21 protein-coding genes and 1 pseudogene are annotated in these 19,130 nt (G+C 43.3%); 13 read left to right on the top strand and 9 right to left on the bottom strand.

Annotated features, from left to right (window positions below; translation table 11 throughout):
• Positions 1–48 precede the first annotated feature (48 nt).
• The 6 genes from LRS05_RS11875 to LRS05_RS11850 are packed head-to-tail and all read left to right on the top strand — an operon-like array spanning position 49 to position 4,618.
• The gene (locus LRS05_RS11875) at positions 49–1,434 is read left to right on the top strand and encodes an NADP-dependent isocitrate dehydrogenase (protein WP_257868521.1); all 1,386 of its coding nucleotides are present in this window, start codon (positions 49–51) and stop codon (positions 1,432–1,434) included.
• Positions 1,397–1,603 carry a hypothetical protein gene (locus tag LRS05_RS11870; protein WP_257868520.1) on the top strand — a complete coding sequence of 69 codons (207 nt, stop codon included), beginning with the start codon at positions 1,397–1,399 and terminating at the stop codon, positions 1,601–1,603. The genes LRS05_RS11875 and LRS05_RS11870 overlap by 38 nt, the downstream gene beginning before the upstream one ends.
• Positions 1,590–1,847 (top strand): hypothetical protein, encoded by a 258-nt coding sequence (locus LRS05_RS11865; protein ID WP_257868519.1) that lies wholly within the window; start codon positions 1,590–1,592, stop codon positions 1,845–1,847. Before LRS05_RS11870 ends, LRS05_RS11865 begins: the two co-directional genes overlap by 14 nt.
• Positions 1,847–2,683 (top strand): DUF6671 family protein, encoded by an 837-nt coding sequence (locus LRS05_RS11860; RefSeq protein ID WP_257868518.1) that lies wholly within the window; start codon positions 1,847–1,849, stop codon positions 2,681–2,683. Before LRS05_RS11865 ends, LRS05_RS11860 begins: the two co-directional genes overlap by 1 nt.
• Positions 2,680–3,657: an L-threonylcarbamoyladenylate synthase gene (locus tag LRS05_RS11855; protein ID WP_257868517.1), complete on the top strand. Its 978-nt coding sequence runs from the start codon at positions 2,680–2,682 to the stop codon at positions 3,655–3,657. Before LRS05_RS11860 ends, LRS05_RS11855 begins: the two co-directional genes overlap by 4 nt.
• Positions 3,658–3,661: 4 nt before the next feature.
• A complete protein-coding gene (locus tag LRS05_RS11850) occupies positions 3,662–4,618 on the top strand; it encodes a sodium-dependent bicarbonate transport family permease (RefSeq protein WP_257868516.1) in 957 nt (318 codons plus the stop codon).
• Between the two features lie 99 nt (positions 4,619–4,717).
• Here the strand turns inward: LRS05_RS11850 and LRS05_RS11845 are convergent, their stop codons facing one another.
• Positions 4,718–6,247: an ATP-binding protein gene (locus LRS05_RS11845; protein ID WP_257868515.1), complete on the bottom strand. Its 1,530-nt coding sequence runs from the start codon at positions 6,245–6,247 to the stop codon at positions 4,718–4,720.
• Between the two features lie 225 nt (positions 6,248–6,472).
• Positions 6,473–6,844 carry a DUF6122 family protein gene (locus tag LRS05_RS11840; protein WP_257868514.1) on the bottom strand — a complete coding sequence of 124 codons (372 nt, stop codon included), beginning with the start codon at positions 6,842–6,844 and terminating at the stop codon, positions 6,473–6,475.
• 98 nt (positions 6,845–6,942) lie between these two features.
• Between LRS05_RS11840 and LRS05_RS11835 the strand changes: the two genes are divergently transcribed.
• The 7 genes and pseudogenes from LRS05_RS11835 to LRS05_RS17680 all read left to right on the top strand — a co-directional run bounded on the left by LRS05_RS11835 (position 6,943) and on the right by LRS05_RS17680 (position 14,849).
• A complete protein-coding gene (locus LRS05_RS11835; RefSeq protein ID WP_257868513.1) occupies positions 6,943–7,485 on the top strand; it encodes an NADPH-dependent FMN reductase in 543 nt (180 codons plus the stop codon).
• Entirely contained in the window at positions 7,466–8,152 is a 687-nt protein-coding gene (locus LRS05_RS11830) for a TIGR02117 family protein (RefSeq protein WP_257868512.1), read from the top strand. The genes LRS05_RS11835 and LRS05_RS11830 overlap by 20 nt, the downstream gene beginning before the upstream one ends.
• A 70-nt stretch (positions 8,153–8,222) precedes the next feature.
• Positions 8,223–9,179, top strand: a complete 957-nt coding sequence (locus LRS05_RS11825; protein WP_257868511.1) for a transglutaminase domain-containing protein — start codon at positions 8,223–8,225, stop codon at positions 9,177–9,179.
• Positions 9,180–9,213: 34 nt separating this feature from the next.
• Entirely contained in the window at positions 9,214–10,191 is a 978-nt protein-coding gene (locus tag LRS05_RS11820; RefSeq protein WP_257868510.1) for a transglutaminase domain-containing protein, read from the top strand.
• A 113-nt stretch (positions 10,192–10,304) separates the two neighbouring features.
• Positions 10,305–12,156 (top strand): annotated as a pseudogene (locus tag LRS05_RS11815) (DNA topoisomerase IV subunit B).
• Positions 12,157–12,205: 49 nt separating this feature from the next.
• The gene (locus LRS05_RS11810; protein ID WP_374707773.1) at positions 12,206–14,422 is read left to right on the top strand and encodes a DNA gyrase/topoisomerase IV subunit A; all 2,217 of its coding nucleotides are present in this window, start codon (positions 12,206–12,208) and stop codon (positions 14,420–14,422) included.
• Positions 14,415–14,849, top strand: a complete 435-nt coding sequence (locus tag LRS05_RS17680; RefSeq protein ID WP_374707772.1) for a hypothetical protein — start codon at positions 14,415–14,417, stop codon at positions 14,847–14,849. Before LRS05_RS11810 ends, LRS05_RS17680 begins: the two co-directional genes overlap by 8 nt.
• 28 nt (positions 14,850–14,877) lie before the next feature.
• Here LRS05_RS17680 and LRS05_RS11805 read toward each other — a convergent pair whose 3' ends face one another.
• Genes LRS05_RS11805 through LRS05_RS11775 form a run of 7 tightly spaced genes read right to left on the bottom strand, consistent with a single transcriptional unit; the run spans position 14,878 to position 19,128 of the window.
• Positions 14,878–15,660, bottom strand: coding sequence for a TerC family protein (locus tag LRS05_RS11805; RefSeq protein ID WP_257868509.1), 783 nt, complete (start codon positions 15,658–15,660; stop codon positions 14,878–14,880).
• 12 nt (positions 15,661–15,672) lie between these two features.
• Positions 15,673–16,044, bottom strand: a complete 372-nt coding sequence (locus LRS05_RS11800) for a DNA topoisomerase IV (protein ID WP_257868508.1) — start codon at positions 16,042–16,044, stop codon at positions 15,673–15,675.
• Positions 16,041–16,631 carry a DUF1572 domain-containing protein gene (locus tag LRS05_RS11795; RefSeq protein WP_257868507.1) on the bottom strand — a complete coding sequence of 197 codons (591 nt, stop codon included), beginning with the start codon at positions 16,629–16,631 and terminating at the stop codon, positions 16,041–16,043. Before LRS05_RS11795 ends, LRS05_RS11800 begins: the two co-directional genes overlap by 4 nt.
• A complete protein-coding gene (locus LRS05_RS11790) occupies positions 16,631–16,849 on the bottom strand; it encodes a DUF6095 family protein (protein ID WP_308224918.1) in 219 nt (72 codons plus the stop codon). The genes LRS05_RS11795 and LRS05_RS11790 overlap by 1 nt, the downstream gene beginning before the upstream one ends.
• On the bottom strand, positions 16,836–17,651 hold the full coding sequence (murQ, locus tag LRS05_RS11785; RefSeq protein WP_257868505.1) for an N-acetylmuramic acid 6-phosphate etherase: 816 nt from the start codon (positions 17,649–17,651) through the stop codon (positions 16,836–16,838). The genes LRS05_RS11790 and murQ overlap by 14 nt, the downstream gene beginning before the upstream one ends.
• A 20-nt stretch (positions 17,652–17,671) precedes the next feature.
• Positions 17,672–18,397, bottom strand: coding sequence for a ZIP family metal transporter (locus LRS05_RS11780; RefSeq protein WP_257869270.1), 726 nt, complete (start codon positions 18,395–18,397; stop codon positions 17,672–17,674).
• Entirely contained in the window at positions 18,397–19,128 is a 732-nt protein-coding gene (locus LRS05_RS11775; RefSeq protein WP_257868504.1) for a bifunctional 2-polyprenyl-6-hydroxyphenol methylase/3-demethylubiquinol 3-O-methyltransferase UbiG, read from the bottom strand. The genes LRS05_RS11780 and LRS05_RS11775 overlap by 1 nt, the downstream gene beginning before the upstream one ends.
• Positions 19,129–19,130: the final 2 nt, after the last annotated feature.

Genomic DNA, 19,130 nt, shown 5'->3' with positions numbered 1-19,130 from the left:
GATGAAGAAAATTACGGTTGCAAAAGGAGACGGTATAGGTCCGAAATTATGGATGCTACTCTTGCCATAATAATGGCTGCAGGCGCACAAATCGAAATTAAAGAGATTGAGGTTGGCGAAAATGTTTACCTCAGCGGCAACACTTCAGGCATTGCAAAAGAATCATGGGATGTCATCAGGAGAAACAAAGTTTTCCTTAAGGCGCCTATCACTACGCCACAGGGCGGAGGTTACAAAAGCTTGAACGTTACCACTCGTAAATTCCTGGGCCTGTATGCCAATGTACGGCCTTGTATAAGCCTGCATCCTTTTGTACAAACCAAACACCCAGTTATGGATGTTGTGATCATCCGTGAAAATGAGGAAGACCTTTATGCCGGGATTGAGCACCAGCAAACTGATGAAGTGGTACAGTGCCTAAAGCTTATATCAAGGCCAGGCTGCGAAAAGATCGTTAGATACGCTTTTGAATATGCTAAGCAGTATGGCCGCAAAAAGGTTACCTGCTTTACGAAAGACAATATCATGAAGCAGACCGACGGGCTTTTCCATAAAGTGTTTGATGAGATTGCAGCTGAATATCCCGATATTGAAAACGAACACTGGATTATTGATATAGGCGCAGCCAAAATGGCTGATACTCCTGAGGCTTTTGACGTAATTGTTATGCCAAACCTTTATGGCGACATTCTCTCTGATGTTGCTGCGCAAATAGCAGGTTCTGTGGGCCTTGCAGGTTCATCAAACATTGGTGAGGAGTGTGCCATGTTTGAAGCTATACACGGGTCGGCACCGCGCCGCGCCGGGCAAAATATGGCCAACCCTTCAGGGCTTTTACAGGGCGCTGTAATGATGCTGAACCACATAGGGCAGACTGCTGTTGCTGAAAAGGTGCAAAACGCATGGTTAAAGACTATTGAAGACGGTATACATACATATGACATGTACAAAGAAGACATAAGCACCCGCCTCGTGGGTACAAAAGAATTTGCTGAGGCTGTAATTGCTAATCTTGGGAATGTACCGTCACAACTTAAACCGGTAAGCTACAGCAACAGCGCTGCAATTGAACTGCCCGTTTACAAAAGGCGTACTCCTGCAGTAAAAGAGTTAACGGGTGTTGACCTTTTTGTTCACTGGACAGGCACTGACCCTGAGCAGCTCGCGGTAATTGTTAAAAAGATTGAACAGCATGACCTGCAGCTTTCAATGATTACAAACAGGGGTATAAAAGTATGGCCTGAAGGCTTTAGTGAGACATTCTGCACAGACCATTGGCGCTGCCGCTTCAAGAAAGGGGGCAATGCAATGTCTAATAAAGATATCATAACCCTGCTGAGCGCCTGCGAAGAAATGGGCATAGATGTTATAAAAACTGAAAACCTATACAAGTTTGATGGAAAAGATGCTTACTCGCTTGGGCAGGGTCAGTAAAATGACAAGGCGGGGTAAAAAAGAATTTATTTTGTTGATGGTGTTTGTGGGTACAGGGGCAGCTTTACTGCTGTCCCCCTGGCCCTACAGCAAAGAAGCACTTCCTGCAATAACAATAATTACAGCATGTTTAATGTTTAAATTACTTAAAACAGATGTCAAAATATAAACTAATTGATGGTGAGTTTACTGTTGCTGAAGCTAAAGAAATTATTGGCAATCTCCTGGAATATAAAATCCAGTTCCACAGCAGGCAAAATTTTAGCCACGAAATACGCAATGGCCACAGCGATGATCAATCGCTTAAAAGAAAACTGGAGCTTACACGTACAAAAGAATTGTTTCTTGAACAGATGTCAGGCTTAGATGCTAATCAGAAGCTTGTAATAAATGCCGATATATTAATAGATTAATGTTTGCCACACGAACTTTACTTATTGTCACCAAACACCGCAAAGAACAGGTAATTGCTCCGCTATTAAAACAGGCCCTTGGAGTAAACTGTATCGTGGCAGATGGCTTTGATACCGACAAGCTTGGCACATTTACGGGTGAAGTTGAGCGTGAGGATGACGCACTTGTAACATTGCGCCGCAAGTGCGATGAAGGGATGCAGGCTTTTAAATGTGACCTTGTTGTTGCGAGTGAAGGTTCATTTGGCCCGCATCCTTCGGTATTTTTTGCTGCAGCTGACGATGAACTCCTGATGCTTGTTGATAAGCAGAACAATCTTGAAATAATCGCGAGGGAACTATCACTTGAAACGAATTTCAGCAGCGCTGAGATTTGTAATCATGAACAGTTAGAAAAATTCCTTGAGTTAGCATGCTTTCCAAGCCATGCAGTCATCATCCGCAAAAGCAGGAATAGCAATGAAGGCATTATTAAAGGTATAACAGACGCCAATCAACTCTTTAAGCTCAGCGAGGAATACCTTGAAAAATATGGCAGCTATACTATTGAAACCGATATGAGGGCTATGCATAACCCTAAGCGTATGAATGTCATAGCAAAAGCTGCTGAGAAGCTGGTTGAAAAGATTAAATCTCTTTGTCCACAATGTTCTTTGCCGGGCTTTGGCGTAACAGAAGTTCGTAAAGGTTTGCCTTGCGAGCTGTGCGGCTTTGGCACGGCATCAACATTAAGCCATATCTACACTTGTGCAGGCTGTACTTATACTGAAGAAAAACTATACCCAAACGGTGTGCAGGCCGAAAACCCCATGTACTGCAATATATGTAACCCATGAGAGGAACCATTGTAACAAAAGATATTGCTGCCGCCTCAGCAGCCCTGCAATCAGGAGAGGTGATAGGGATGCCGACAGAAACCGTTTACGGGCTGGCAGCTGTGATTGATTCACATGAAGCGCTTACGCGGATATTTGATATTAAAAAACGCCCCCGCAACAATCCTCTAATACTTCATATTTCTGACGTGATGCAACTTGATGAGGTTGCGGCTTCAATACCCGAAGCAGCCAGCGCTCTTGCCTCTGCCTTTTGGCCGGGGCCTCTTACATTGCTGCTAAAAAAACATCCATCTGTACCTGGTATTATTACAGCCGGACTGGAGACCGTTGCTGTGCGCGTACCTAATCATCCTGTAACAATTGAACTGCTGAAAGCTGTAGGAAAACCGGTTGCAGCGCCCAGTGCAAACCCTTTTGGGAGCATAAGCCCTACTGAAGCTTCACATGTACATAAATACTTCAATGGACAGATACCGCTGATACTTGACGGTGGCTCTTGCGCTGTAGGTATTGAATCAACCATTGTGGGTTTTGAAAACAATATAGCTGTAATACACCGGCACGGAACGATATCTGAAGCGCAGATTACTGCTGTTTGTGAAACTACAAAAGTACACAGCGGCGGAGCAAAACCTGTAGCCCCCGGCATGTATCCGCGTCATTATGCACCCAAGACACCTTTAATATTTTCAAATGATGTTTCAGAACTCCTGCAAAAGTTTAGTGACAGAAAAGTGGGGCTGCTATATTATGGTGAAAAGCCTGCAGGAATTGAAAGCTGCACGGTAACGTGTTCACTTAGCAAAACATCAGATCTTAATGAGGCTGCTGCCAATTTGTACACATCATTACACCGGCTTGATGCATGCTGGCTTGACCTGATCATTGTACAGAAATTCCCTGATGATGGCGTAGGCCGGGCACTGAATGATAAGCTTAAAAGAGCAAATTACGGAACAATAATAACCTAACCTTATGAACATAAACTTATTGGCCGAGAATTTAACCAATCCGGCATTGTTATTTTTTATATTGGGCATTGTGGCTGTTTATTTAAAAAGCGACCTTGCAATTCCGCCAAACTCTTCAAAATTTATATCACTATACCTGCTTTTTGCCATTGGCTTCAAGGGTGGGCAGGAGCTGTCACATGAAGTTTTTACCTTAGAAATATTATGGGCCATGCTCTTTGGCGTCGGGCTGGCATTGCTGATTCCGCTATATGTGTTTTTCATACTCAGGAAAAAATTTAATGTTTATGATTCAGGTGCAATTGCTGCTGCGTATGGCTCGGTAAGTGCGGTTACCTTTGTTACGGCAGCCTCTTACCTTGAACTGCAGGGCCAGCAGCTTACGGGGCATATGGTAGCTATTATGGCGCTTATGGAATCGCCGGCCATTATTGCGGGATTAATCCTTATCTCAATCTTCAGCAAAGAAGACAGCAGCGTGAGCAAGCGCTCTGTAATTCATCATTCGCTTACAAATGGCAGCGTGTTGCTTATTTTGGGGAGCCTTATAATAGGTTATTTGGCAAATGCTGAACAAGCACAAGGTATTAAACCATTCACGAATGATCTCTTCAAAGGATTTCTCGCCATATTCCTGCTAGATATGGGTATTGTAAGTGGCAGGAAGCTGGGCAGCTTATTCAGGCGGGGCTGGTTTCCGTTTGCCATTGGTATTGTAGTACCGTTGTTAAACGGGGTTGCAGTTGCTTTTGCAAGCCAGATTGTAACACATAACATGGCTGACAGATTTATTTTTGCTGTGCTGGCAGCAAGCGCATCTTACATAGCTGTACCCGCGGCCATGAAAATCGCTGCGCCTAAAGCAAACCCCGGTTTTTACCTGCCAATGGCACTCGGTGTAACGTTTCCTTTAAATATAACACTAGGGTTTCCGTTGTATTATCTTGTGGCGGGACTTTAAACAAATAAGCAGATGGAATTTGCTTAAATATTATCAATTAAAAAGCGACATTACGCCGCTTTTTAATTGATATAAGAAAACATATAGGATATTGTGATATTAAGCTTTTGGTATCGTGAGCGTGAATGTAGTGCCCTGCCCAACGGTTGAACTTACGGATATAGTACCTTTATGTTTCTCCATAATCCTTTTGCTGATGGATAGCCCAAGGCCTGTACCTTTCGTATCAGATGTAAGCCTTGTAAATACATTAAATATCTTTTCAAGATGTTCTGCAGCGATGCCAATCCCGTTATCGGTTACCGAGATAACAATTTTATCTTCATTTTCAACTGATTCTATTGTGATTTCAGCCACATCATTCTCATTATACTTAATCCCGTTTGCAATAACATTTTGCAATACCTGTGTAATCATAGACTCATCTGCATACAGTCTATGGGGGGTATTGTTGTTGATTATAACAGAACCCGGGGCATGGCTGTCAAGCATGGTATTGCGTATTACCTGCACAACTTGTTCAAGGTCTACATCTGTCAGATTTGTTTGTGATGCATTTACTTTAGAGAACTGCAGCAATGTCTGCACCAATGTACGCATTCGGTGGCTTGCGGCTGTGGCTTTAGAAATATATCCCAAAGAACTTTCATCCAGCACATCTTTATTACGTTCGGCAAGCATGCTCAGGTACATGCTTATTGTTTTAAGCGGGGCCTGCAGGTCATGCGATGCAAAACCGGCAAATTGTTCCAGGTCATTATTGCTCTGCACCAGGTTTTCGTTGGCAATACGAAGTTCTTCAGTTCTTTTGGCTACAGTCTTCTCAAGAATTTCCTCATTGCGCTTTTGCTGCTCTATGTTGGTTGCAGTGCCAACCCAGCAGGCTATTTCACCATTTTCATCCAACTGTGGTACACCGCGGTTAAGGTGCCAGTAATATTTCCCGTCTGCTGCCAGTATTCTGTTTTCGATTTCAAAAGGCACTTTATCTTCAAGGGCCTTCTTCCATTTTTGCATACTTATTTCCTGGTCGTGGGGATGCATAGAATTTATCCATGCCCATGCTTCAAGTTCTGCTATTGTCTTACCTGTAAATTCAAGTGTTCTTTTATTAAAGTAATCAAGTGTCCCGTCGGCTTTTGCAGTCCACACAATCTGAGGCATGGCATCTGCCATAAAACGCATTCTCTGTACAGTAGCATTCAGTTCAGCAGTACGCTCAGCAACCTTACGCTCAAGCTCTTTTGGCGACTGTAACAACAGGGCCTGTGGCATAATTCTGTAAAGCGCCACAATGGTTGCCCACGAAACTATGGCGGTAACTAAACGGGCAAAAGCACTTATGCGGTAAATAGGGAACCAGAATATAACGGCATCAATAAGGTGTGTCGCACCGCAGGCCAGGATAAAGGCGCCAAACAGCCAGAAAATTTTAGTGAAAGGCAAGTCTTTACGCGTTCTTATAAAACGCACAAGTATTATAGGTATAGTAAAATATGCTGCCCAAATGGCAACGTCAGATAATATATAAAGCCAGCCATGGAATTCACTCCATTTGCCGCAATGCCATCTGGCAGGGAATGATCCTGTATCGAAGAATTTCTGAAGAAATTCATTTATCTCCTGCATTGGTAGTAGCTAATAGTATGGATGATTACAATCAGCTTATCGGCGAACCTATAAGCCTTCAAATGTACGCAACCATTGTGATAAAATTGTGAATGGTTATATCAGATTTAACATTTGTTAAAAACATTTTCAATCGTAATTGCCAATCAGTAATGACAACTACTATGAGACAGAAATATATATCATTGCTTTTAGTGGCACTAACTAATGGCGTTAGACAAAATATCACATCAATAGCTGTAACAGGCCTGACGCCGGCGAATCAGAAAAGCAGGATTTGCATCGTGAATACATCCATAAGCAATCAACAAGGTCTGTAAGCATATGAAATAGAAGCCCGATACCTATAATATTAAACGGTTTCCGAAAAAACAGAAGCACCACATATACCAACATGGCATAATATGTATGTAAAAAATGAAAATTGATGCTGCACCGGTTTGCTTTAAATACTGGTGCTGCAAATAAATGGTCTAAGTCAACCAGCATAGTAGCTAACAAAATGATATATGCTTTTTTCCAGTCTTTTTTTAAAAATACATATGCAATAGCTAATGGGAATACCAAGTGTAAAAAGTAGTGCACAAATGTCTGCATATATACGTGAGAATTTATACTATAACCCAAATGTAATTATTCAATGGATGTAAATCGAATATAATCCTTAATTTTAGCTGTAATAAAAAACCATACAAATGAAAATACTTGCCCTGGCCGGAAGCAGCAGTAAACAATCTATCAACAAAAAACTCGCAACCTACGCTTCTACGCTTTTTGAAGCCGATGAAAAAGATATCATCGATCTTAATGATTATGAATTGCCGCTTTTCAGCGTGGATATTGAGAAGGAACTAGGTAAGCCTGATGTAGCCCGCGCATTTCTTGACAGGATTGAATGGGCAGATGTTATAGTGCTTTCTGTAGCCGAGCATAACGCAGGCCTTACTGCAGCATTCAAAAATATCTACGACTGGGCATCGCGCCAGAAAAAAGAGGTGTGGAGCCACAAACCTATGCTTTTGCTTTCAACATCACCGGGGCGTAGGGGAGGCCAAAGCGCTATGGAGGCCGCTAAAATAAGCCTTCCTCATTATGGCGGGAATATTAAAGCCACATTTTCGTTACCGTCATTCAATGAAAATTTTGATGTGGAGTCGGGCAAAATATCCAATAAAGAACTTGATGATGCGTTAAAAGCTATTATCAGGGACTTTGATTATGAACAGGCATCTACTTAAAACGTTAGGGTATATCCGCCGGCTGCTGCTGGGCATCCTTATTTTAATCGGGGCATATCTTTTAGCATGTGCGCTTATTCCGCTTATTCCGGTAAACACATCTCCTGTAAAAAGCGGAGACGTTACTGTTTATATCAACTCTAATGGTGTTCATACCGATATATTCGTTCCTGTTAAGAATGAAATTAAAGACTGGAGCCGGGACCTTTTGTATACTCACACACGCTCGAAGGACAGTATTATGAACTTCGTGGCATTCGGTTGGGGCGATAAGGGCTTCTACCTCGACACACCTGAATGGAGCGACCTAAAGGCAAGCACGGCGGCCAAGGCGGCTTTTTACTTGGGTACATCGGCAATGCATACGCGTTTTTATAAAGAAGTTAAAGAAGATGATGAGTGCGTGAAGCTCACCATCAGCAACGATGATTACAAGAGCCTGGTAAAATATATTCAGGAAAGCTTTCAGTACGATGATGGTAAAAAAGTGTTGTGGATAGCCGACAGAAGCTATGGCGATTATGATGCTTTTTACGAAGCCAATCGCACCTACAGCCTTTTTTACACCTGCAATACCTGGGCAAATAATGCCCTGAAAGCAGCCAACCAGCGCGCCTGCCTGTGGACACCCCATGATAAGGGGATATTTTATCACTATAGCAACTAAGCTATCAGCTGCTGAGCCAGTAGCTAAGAAGCTTCCTCAAAACTGGCATCCTTCTTGAATATCTCTCTGTATGAAACATTTGTCAACAATAGTAGTGGGGCTGTTAGCAATGTTTAGTCTGGCGGCCAATGCAGGAGATTATAAAAATGTTGATGTAAAAGTAAGGTCATACCCAACGGCATTCGCATCACCTGATAAGCTGGCTGCACATATCAGTAAAGATTTTTATCGGGAGGAAGACAAAGCCCGTGCCCTTTTCACCTGGATGGCGCATAATATAAAATATGACCCTTCACCAAACGCTGCCGGTAGGAGAAACAGGAATATCTCATATTCATCTCAGGCTGAGCGTAGTGCTAAAATTGAAGCGGCAGATAACGAACTCGCAATAAAAACATTACGCTCAAGAAAGGGAGTATGCAATGGTTACGCAACTTTGTACAAAGTTACAGCGGAAGAAATGGGGCTAAAGAGCGAAATAATATACGGCAGCGCCAAGAACAACCCGGCGCAAATAGGTAAAGGGCCATCAGGAATCAATCATGCCTGGAATGCCGTCAGGATAAATGGCGTATGGAAACTGCTAGATGTTACCTGGGGTGCAGGCGGATTTGCCGCCAGTGCCGGTTCAGGTTTTGATGACAGCTACTTTTTTACGAGTCCCGACCTGTTTTTCATGAATCATTTCCCTGAAAATGAAAACTGGCTGCTTACTTCAAAAACGGTTTCGGAATTTGCAGCTTTACCGTTGGTATATAATCTTAATTATCAACTGGTTTCCCCTGTGATGGGTATAATTATAACAGGTACAGGTGAGAAGACGTTATTCAAAATTAAGGGATTTAAGGCTACTGATGAAGTGATGTACCAATATACTTCTGCCGCATTTGCAAACAAGGTTTTTCCAAAAATCAATGACGGTGCAGGCGAATTTAATCTGGTTTTAGGAGACAATGCGAAAGGGACGCTTACAATATTCGTCAACAAGAAACCGTTGGTGTCATATAAGTTAACTGCCGGGAATTAACAAATCATGGCATCTTATTTGGATAGTATCTGGCATGAAAAAATTATCACAGCTACTCACATTACTGCTTTTGCTTTTTAGTACAGCAACCTATGCTCAGGATTATGCAAAAGTTGATAACATAATTTCGGCTTATCCTGCATCATTTAAATCTGTTGATGCCCTTGCCGAAAAAATAAGTGCCGACTTTACGTCTGATGAAGATAAAGCCCGTGCTATTTTCACGTGGATTGCTACCAACGTGAAATACGATATGGAGGCTTACAATTCCCGTCAGGCACCTGCAGGCTTTTCATACCGCACGCCGGAAGAAAAGGAAATAAAACTCCGAAAAATGCGTGAAGACCTTGCATTGAAAACTTTAAAGACCAAAAAGGGCGTATGCGAAGGTTATTCAACTTTATATGAGCGCCTTGCGCATAAGACTGGCCTTGAAGCGGAAATTATTCCCGGCACATCTAAATCACACCCGACGCATATCGGTAAACAACCCGGTGCCAGCGACCATGCCTGGAACGCTGTAAAAATAAATGGCAAATGGCAGCTGATAGATGTTACCTGGGGTGCCGGTACCGTAGTAGGAGAGAAGCCTGTATTCCAATTCCGCTTTAATGACAGTTACTTTCTTACGGAGCCTAAAGATTTTGTAATAAATCATTACCCCGACGATGAGAAATGGTTATTGTCAAAAGAGCTTACTAAAGCCGATTTTGCCGACACACCGCTTTATTACAGCAATTACCTTATGGGTGGCTATGAATTTGCCAGCCCCGGCGTAGGTACTTTTACCAATAAAATGGCTAATGTAGTTCCGTTCAAAATAAAGAATCTTAAGCCCACAGACAAAGTTGCATACACCTTTAGCAAAGACCGGGTTTTTAAAGAAGTAAATCCGCGGAAAAATGGCGATATGGCCGAGTTTGAGGTACAGCTTCCGCCGAATTCCAACGGATACCTTACGGTTTTTATCAACCAGCGCTCGGTTGCTGCCTACAGGATAAACAGGAATTAGTTTAAACTATAAAACACTCCGCCGGATGTTAAGATACTTTTGATAAGTTTCATGCATCCGGCTTTCATTTTTTGTGCAAATACGGTATATTAGCGCAAAATCGACTTTATTTCATGCTGGAACAAAATCAGTATACTGAAGATAATATCCGCTCGCTCGACTGGAAAGAGCACATCCGTATGCGCCCCGGTATGTACATCGGCAAACTGGGAGACGGCTCATCGCCTGATGATGGTATCTACATCCTTATCAAAGAGGTGATTGACAACTCTATTGATGAGTTTGTAATGGGTACCGGCAAGACCATCGAAGTGACAGTAAAAGACAAAACCGTAAGCGTACGCGACTTTGGCCGTGGGATACCGCTGGGTAAGGTGGTTGACGTGGTGAGCAAAATGAACACCGGCGGTAAGTACGACTCCAAGGCCTTCAAGAAATCTGTTGGGCTGAATGGTGTGGGTACGAAAGCGGTAAATGCATTGTCGAATTACTTCAGGGTTGAGTCAGTTCGCGATAACCAGATAAAGGCAGCAGAGTTTTCGGCCGGTGAGCTTGTGAAGGAAGAAGACCTTGCCGAAACTACTAAGCGCAAAGGGACAAAGGTAACCTTCACGGCAGACGACACAATATTCAAGAATTACAAGTACCGCAACGAGTACATTGTAAAGATGCTTAAGAATTATTGTTACCTGAATACCGGGCTGACGATAATTTATAACGGCGAAAAATTTTATAGTGACAACGGCCTTGCAGATTTGCTTGGCGAGACCATTGCTGAGGAAGACAGGATTTATGACATCATCCACCTTAAGGATGATGACATAGAGATTGCGATGACGCACAGCAAGACCCAGTACAGCGAGGAATATTACTCGTTCGTCAATGGGCAGAATACCACACAGGGAGGTACGCATTTAGGAGCCTTTAGAGAGGCGATTGTGCGAACGATTAAGGAATTTTACAATAAGAATTTTGAAGCGTCAGACATCCGTAAATCAATTGTGAGCGCCATAAGCGTTAAGGTGGAAGAGCCAGTATTTGAATCGCAGACCAAGACCAAGCTTGGTTCGACAGAGATGGGGTCCGAACTCGCCGAGCGTACGTGCGTTTGTGAACGATTTCATCAAGAACAAGCTTGACAACTTCCTGCACCGCAATCCGGAAGTAGCTGATGCATTACTAAAAAAAATATTGCAGGCGGAACGCGAGCGCAAAGAATTATCCGGTATACGCAAATTGGCACGTGACAGGGCAAAAAAAGCAAGCCTTCACAACAAAAAGCTACGTGACTGTCGTGTACACTTGACTGATGCCAAGAATCCTAGAAGTTTAGAAAGTACGCTGTTCATAACCGAAGGTGATTCGGCTTCAGGTTCCATCACCAAATCGCGCGATGTTAACACACAAGCGGTTTTCAGCCTTCGCGGTAAGCCTTTGAACTCGTATGGCATGAGCAAAAAGATTGTGTATGAGAACGAAGAATTCAACCTTCTGCAGGCCGCGCTTGACATTGAGGAGGAGATGGAGAACCTGCGCTATAACAACATCGTGATCGCTACCGATGCCGACGTTGACGGTATGCACATACGCCTGCTGCTGATAACGTTCTTTTTGCAGTTCTTCCCAGAGCTTATCAAGGAGAACCACCTGTATATTTTACAGACGCCGTTGTTCCGCGTAAGGAACAAAAAAGAAACCATATACTGCTACAGCGAAGAAGAGCGCCGCAATGCGATAGAGAAGCTGAAAGGCAAACCCGAGATAACACGATTTAAGGGACTGGGAGAAATTTCGCCTGACGAGTTCAAGCACTTCATAGGCCAGGAGATACGCCTTGACCCTGTGCAGCTCGATAGCGCAACATCAATACAAAACCTGCTGGAATTTTACATGGGTAAGAACACACCCGACAGGCAGGAGTTTATAATCAATAACCTGAAAGTGGAGCTGGATGTGGTGGAGTAAAATATTGCTACACGTTTTAAATAGAATTGAGATTGGAGTTTCAATATAAATGAACGAAGAAGAAAACCTAAACCCCTTCGAAGGGGAGCATTTTTACGAGAAGCAGGACAACCCTGATAGCGGCGAGACCATTACCAAGGTAACCGGCATGTATAAAGACTGGTTCCTGGATTATGCGTCATACGTTATCCTGGAGCGTGCGGTGCCTGCCATTGAGGACGGGTTTAAGCCCGTGCAGCGCCGTATTATGCACTCGCTCAAAGAGCTCGATGATGGCCGCTATAACAAAGTAGCCAACGTAGTGGGACATACCATGCAGTACCACCCGCACGGCGATGCCAGTATTGGTGATGCCATGGTGCAGATAGGCCAGAAAGAACTGCTTATTGATACGCAGGGTAACTGGGGTAACATCCTTACCGGTGATGGCGCCGCGGCTTCACGTTACATTGAGGCGCGACTGTCGAAATTTGCACTAGAGGTGTTGTACAGCCCTAAGATCACCACATGGCAGCTGTCGTATGACGGGCGCCGTAATGAGCCGGTGAACCTACCTGTGAAGTTCCCGCTGCTGCTCGCTCAGGGCGCTGAAGGTATTGCGGTAGGCTTATCTACAAAGGTACTTCCGCATAACTTTAATGAGTTGATTGATGCTTCCATAAAAATATTAAAGAACAAGCCGTTTACGCTGTTCCCTGATTTCCCGACTGGTGGTATTGCAGACATATCTAATTACAATGACGGCATGCGCGGTGGTCGTGTGCGTGTGCGGGCCAAAATTTCACAGCTTGATAAAAGCACGCTCGTAATTACACAAATACCGTTCTCAACAAATACAGGTACGCTGATTGACAGTATCCTGAAAGCCAACGAGAAAGGCAAGATAAAAGTTAAGAAGATTGAGGACAATACGGCCGCTGATGTTGAGATACTCATTCATCTTCCGCCGGGTGTTTCTCCTGATAAAACCATTGATGCGCTATTCGCTTTCACGGCATGCGAAACATCGGTAGCGCCGCTGGGGTGTGTTATTGAAGACAATAAGCCGTACTTTGTAGGTGTTAGTGATATGCTTCGAATCTCCACAAAGCGTACAGTAGATTTACTAAAACGTGAACTTGAAATTCAGCTGGATGAACTTGAAGAACAATGGCATTTCCAGTCGCTTGAGCGTATTTTCATCGAAAACAGGATTTACCGCCTTATTGAAGAGGAAGAAACATGGGAAGGCGTTATCCGTGCTATCGATGAGGGGTTAAAGCCTTTTACCAAGCACCTGAAGCGCGCCGTGACCGAGGAAGATATTGTTCGCCTTACGGAAATCCGCATCAAGCGCATCTCTAAGTTTGACATTGATAAGGCACAGGAAAAAATTGAAGCTCTTGAAGGCGAAATAGAGCAGGTGAAGCACCATCTGGAGAATCTTATTGATTTTGCCATCAGCTACTTCCAGGGGCTGAAAGACCGCTACGGCAAAGGCCGCGAGCGCAAGACCGAACTCCGCAGCTTTGATAACATTGAGGCGACCAAAGTAGTACTTAGAAACACTAAACTATATGTAAACCGTGAGGAAGGCTTTATTGGTACCGGACTTAAGAAAGACGAATATGTAGCCGACTGCAGTGATATTGACGACGTCATAGTATTCCTGCGTGATGGCAGCATGATGGTGACTAAAGTTGATGTAAAGACTTTTGTGGGTAAAGACATCATACACGTTTCGGTATTTGATAAGAACGACAAACGAACCATTTACAACATGATTTACCGCGATGGTAAGTCGGGCCCATCATACGTCAAGCGTTTTAATGTGTCAGGCATCACCCGTGATAAGTTGTATGATCTTACGCAGGAAAAGCCGGGCTCTCAGGTGCTGTATTTCTCGTGCAACCCTAATGGTGAGGCTGAGGTTGTGACAATACTGCTGCGTCAGGTAGGAAGCGTGAAAAAGCTGAAATTCGATCTTGATTTTGCGAATCTCGCTATAAAAGGGCGTAACTCTAAAGGTAATACCGTTACAAAATACCCTATCAAAAAAATAGAGCTTAAGGAAAAAGGCATCTCTACCCTGAAACCGCGCCGCGTGTGGTTTGATGATACGGTGCAAAGGCTGAACGTTGATGGCAGGGGAGAACTGCTTGGTGAATTCCGCCCGAACGACAGGCTGCTTATCATTAACCAAAATGGTAAAGTGAAAACTATTATACCGGAACTTTCAACACGTTTTGATGACGGTATGATAGTGCTGGAAAAAATGGGTGCCTAAAAAGCCGATATCCGCCATTTACTATGACGGCGAGAAGCAAAAGTACTTTGTAAAGCGTTTCCTTATTGAAAATGAGAATAAGGAAGAACTGTTCATTACAGAGCATCAGGACTCACAACTGGAAATTGTATCTACGGATTACAGGCCGGTAGCTGAGGTGGTTTTCGCTAAAGTAAAAGGCGTTCAAAAAGAAAACCAGGTGGTTGACCTTGAGGATTTTATTGCCGTAAAAGGCATTAAGGCGCTAGGAAACCAATTGACAGGCGATAAGCTGAAGCAGATAAACCTGCTTGACCCGCTGCCGTATGAGGCGCCTGAAGAAGAAATCCCGGAAGAGATGGAAGTTAGCGGCGAAGAAAATCTTACTGATGAGGATGCGCCGGTAACCCTTGATGATGACGGACAAATAACTTTAAGTTTAGATTAAAAAAACCCCGCTACGGCGGGGTTTTATATTACATTGATCCGGTTTTAGATTTTCGCATTTTCATATTGATGAACTCGACTGCCAATGAGAATGCTATGGCAAAATAAAGATAGCCTTTAGGCACGGTACCAATCTGCTGGCCTGCAAGTTCTGCGTGTGAAAGGTGCATGCTTTCGGTTATCAGCATAAAGCCTATAAGTATCAGGAAAGCGAGGCCCAGTATTTGTATTGACGGGTTGGCATTTACAAAATTGCCTACAGGCACAGCGAAGAGCATCATAATACCTACCGAAATCACAACTGCTGTAATCATAATATATAAAGCGCCTTCGAGTCCGTTGGTCATGCCTACAGCAGTTAGGATAGAGTCAACCGAGAAAATCAGGTCTATCATTAATATTTGCAGTATTACATTACCAAATGATTTTTTGGCTGATGAAGCGATGGTTTTTTCTTCTTCGCCTTTATGGTCTACTTTTTCATGTATCTCTTTGGTACTCTTATAAATAAGGAAAAGTCCGCCAAGCAGCAATATCAGTGCCTGACCTGTAAGCTTGCCGCTGAACCATCCCCAATCCCAATCAAAAATTGTTGACTTCATCGCGATAAGCAGTGTAATACCAAACAGCAGCCCGATACGCATGAACATAGCCAGGAACAAACCTATGCGAGTTGCTTTCTTTCGGTCTTCAACCGGTAGTTTACCTGTAACAATAGATATAAATATGATATTGTCAATACCCAGTACAATCTCCAGGAAAGTGAGGGTAAGCAGTGCAACCCATGCATCAGGATTAGCTAAAAATTCCATTGGTTCAGGATGTTAGTTAAGTTTTGTTACGGTACCTTTCTGTTTGTTGGCGTCACCCACAAAGGAATACTCAAAGGTATATGAATTTCCGTTGGTAGACAATATTTTCATATGTACAGCCTTTTGCTCCTGCATGTTTTTCGGGTGTATCTTTTCCAGGATATACTCACAGTCATTTATCCAGCGGATTGATGCCGTGTCGGTTTTTCCTTCAAAAGTTTCAATTTCAATGTCTCCGGCACGCTCAAAAACAGTAGTTTTCTTTTTACCGTCAATTTCATACTCGAATCTAAACTTACCGGTTTTAAAGTCGTTGCAGTTGCGCTCTACATTATAGCATGATGCCAGCGTTACAAAAAGTAGCAATGTAACTAAATATCTCATTTATTTTCAGTATTTGAAAGTCGGTTAAGCTCATTGTCTGTGAAGTTGCGGACAGTTTTCTCCTGTGAGAATTTATCAGCATTGTATTGTTTAGAGCTGTTGCGCGGAATGGAAAGGCTGTCCCACGCAGATTGCTTAAGCATTTTACCGTAGAATACAATCTGCCCGATATGATAAGGGTAATGCGCCAACTGGCGGTTTATAGCCTCTATAATGGTATGGCCTTCGTTACGTATATAAATGATATGATGCAGGTGATCGGCTGTAACTGTGTCTAACGCTTTAAACAGGCATTCCCATCCTTCATTCCATTTTTGCAGGAGTGTTTCTTTATTTGTGTACGGATTTTCAAACTCGTCGTCACGATTGCGCCATTCTTTCTCACCATCGCTTGTGAGGAAGTCGGTCCACCGGCTCATCATGTTGCCGTGCAGGTGCTTCACGATGATGGCGATGCTGTTGGTATCATCGTTAGCGCTATAAAAAAGCTGTTCCGGCTCAAGTTGTGACATGGCTTTTTCACCGAGCATTTTATAGTATTGAAACTGTTTGCGTACACTTTCAATATAGGCTGTGGTTGCTTCCATCAGTCAATCATGCTTTTTAGTATTGTACGTATTCCCATAAACATATACCAAATAGCCATAAGGCATAAAATTGCACCCAGGCCGAGTATAGGTATAAATAACGGATGCCCCTGGTTTTTAAACGAACTGTGTATCACTACCGGCCCCAATATAAAAAGCGGCAAGGTAAGGGCAAGGTAGCGCACACCGCGCATTAATGTTTTTTTATCTGTTGGCATAGGCATCTATTGCTATTCGTACATTTTTATGCTCATCAAGAAGCGCTTTCGCTTCTTCGTACGAAATGTTTATCTCATCCATAATCATGCGCACACCGCGATCTACCAGCTTATGATTGCTCAGTTGCATATCTACCATCTTATTGCCTTTGACACGCCCAAGCTGAATCATAGCTGATGTACTTATCATGTTTAACACCAGCTTTTGGGCGGTACCGGCTTTCATACGTGAGCTCCCTGTAACAAATTCAGGACCAGTCACTACTTCTACAGGATATTGCGCCGTGGTAGCAAGTGGGCTTCCCTGGTTACAGGTTATACAGCCTGTGGCTATGTTATTCGCATTGCACATTTCTAACCCGCCAATAACATAAGGTGTTGTGCCCGAAGCGGCTATCCCAATCACTATATCTCTCTCGTTAATGTTGTATTCACAAAGGTCTTTCCAGGCTTGCTCGCGGTCATCTTCGGCAAACTCAACAGCGCGACGTATGGCAGTATCGCCGCCGGCTATGAGGCCTATGACTAAATCAAATGGTACGCCGAAAGTAGGAGGGCATTCACTTGCATCAACAATACCCAAGCGCCCGCTTGTACCCGCGCCAATATAAAATAAACGCCCGCCATTGCGAAGCTTCTCAACCACTTTTGCAGCCAAAGCTTCAATCTGCGGCAGCGCCTTTTCAATTGCCAGGGGTATGGTTTTATCTTCGTTGTTTATGTTTTGAAGCAGCTCACCAAGCGGCATTTTTTCAAGATGCACATATTTTGATGATTGCTCGGTTGTCCGGGTGAAAGACATAGCGTTAGTTTTCTCTAAAATTATATAAAATATGCGAAGATTACACCAAGAATTATCGCTAAAAGCTTAGCCATATTGAATTTGTGGTTCTCGCCGCTTTCAAAGATTATGGTTGATGAAATATGAAAAAGTATCCCCACAACAATAGCCGATATTTCTGTGTAGTAATGGCTTACGAAATGCAGTTCGGCGCTTAGCAATGTGCCCAGCGGAGTCATTGCCGCAAACGCCGCCATAAAAAGCATAACGGCAACTTTATTAAGCCCTGAATTGACAAAAAATGCTGTCAGGATTATAGCGATAGGGAAATGGTGTATGGCAATTCCCCAGGCCATATCATGGTGGTGGCTTACCGGCATACCTTCAAGCAGGGCATGTATGCACAGGCTAATGAAAAGCAGCCATGGCATTTTGTGAAGGTGATCATCTTTATGGGCATGCACATGCCCGTGTTCAGCGCCTTTTGAAAAGTATTCGAGAATGATCTGGAACACGATGCCGGCCATTATATAGATACCGATGATGTTGTTACCATGGGCGTGGGCATGGCCGTCATGTTCATGCCCGTGATGCGAATGCAGGCTTGCTTCATACACTTCAGGCAGTAAATGCATCACCGTAAGTGACAGAAGGAATGAGCCGCTAAATGCAAGCAGCAGTTTAAGGCTTTTTTTGTTGGAAGGCTTAAGCAGAAGCGCTGCCAGGTAACCTATAATAACCGACAGAAAGGGTAATAAATATATCATCATTTAAAAATCAGGATAAGGCGTTCTGATTCATTTTTGTAAAATTTCCGCAGCCTGTAATCACCGAAAATATCAAGAAGGTGTATCCCGGCTTCTTCCATCATGGCTTCAAAATCTTCAAGGGTAATAGCCTGCACACGCTCGGTAAAATGGAATTTCTTGCCTTTGTCCTCAAAATCAATTTCTTTAAAGATATGGCCGTCTTTTACGTAGCGCTTGATGTGAAAGTCAATACCGTCAACAGTTTTAGTCTCTTCAGGAACAAGATTATTGATTACGTTATGAACATTCATAAAATCAATCACACCAAAGCCATAATCGCTGAGGCTTTCGCATATTGCTTTTAGAGTACGCACGTTATCATTGTCATCTTCAAAATAGCCAAAGCTTGTGAAAAGGTTAAAGATAGCATCAAATTTTTCATTGAAGGGCTCACGCATGTCATGCACTGTAAAATGCAGCTTTTCATTCTCATGTTTTTTAGCTTCAGCAATGCTGTTTTCGCTCAAGTCGGCACCTGTAACATCATATCCCAGTTGGCTCAGGTATATAGAGTGCCGCCCTTTGCCGCAGGCCAGGTCAAGTATTTTAGCGTCTTCAGGAAGGTTAAGATAGTTAGTGAGGTTGTCCATAAAAAGCTGGGCTTCCTCATAATCTCGGTCTTTATAAAGTATGTGGTAGTAAGGCGTATCGAACCACGAGGCGTACCAGGTGTTTGTTTCTTTTTGCATGC

It is taken from the genome of Flavobacterium sp. J372, from assembly GCF_024699965.1.
In the GTDB taxonomy this organism is placed as follows: Bacteria; Bacteroidota; Bacteroidia; order Flavobacteriales; family Flavobacteriaceae; genus Flavobacterium.
The sequence above is the reverse complement of the archived record's forward strand: the minus strand, read 5'-3'. Positions and strand labels throughout refer to the sequence as shown.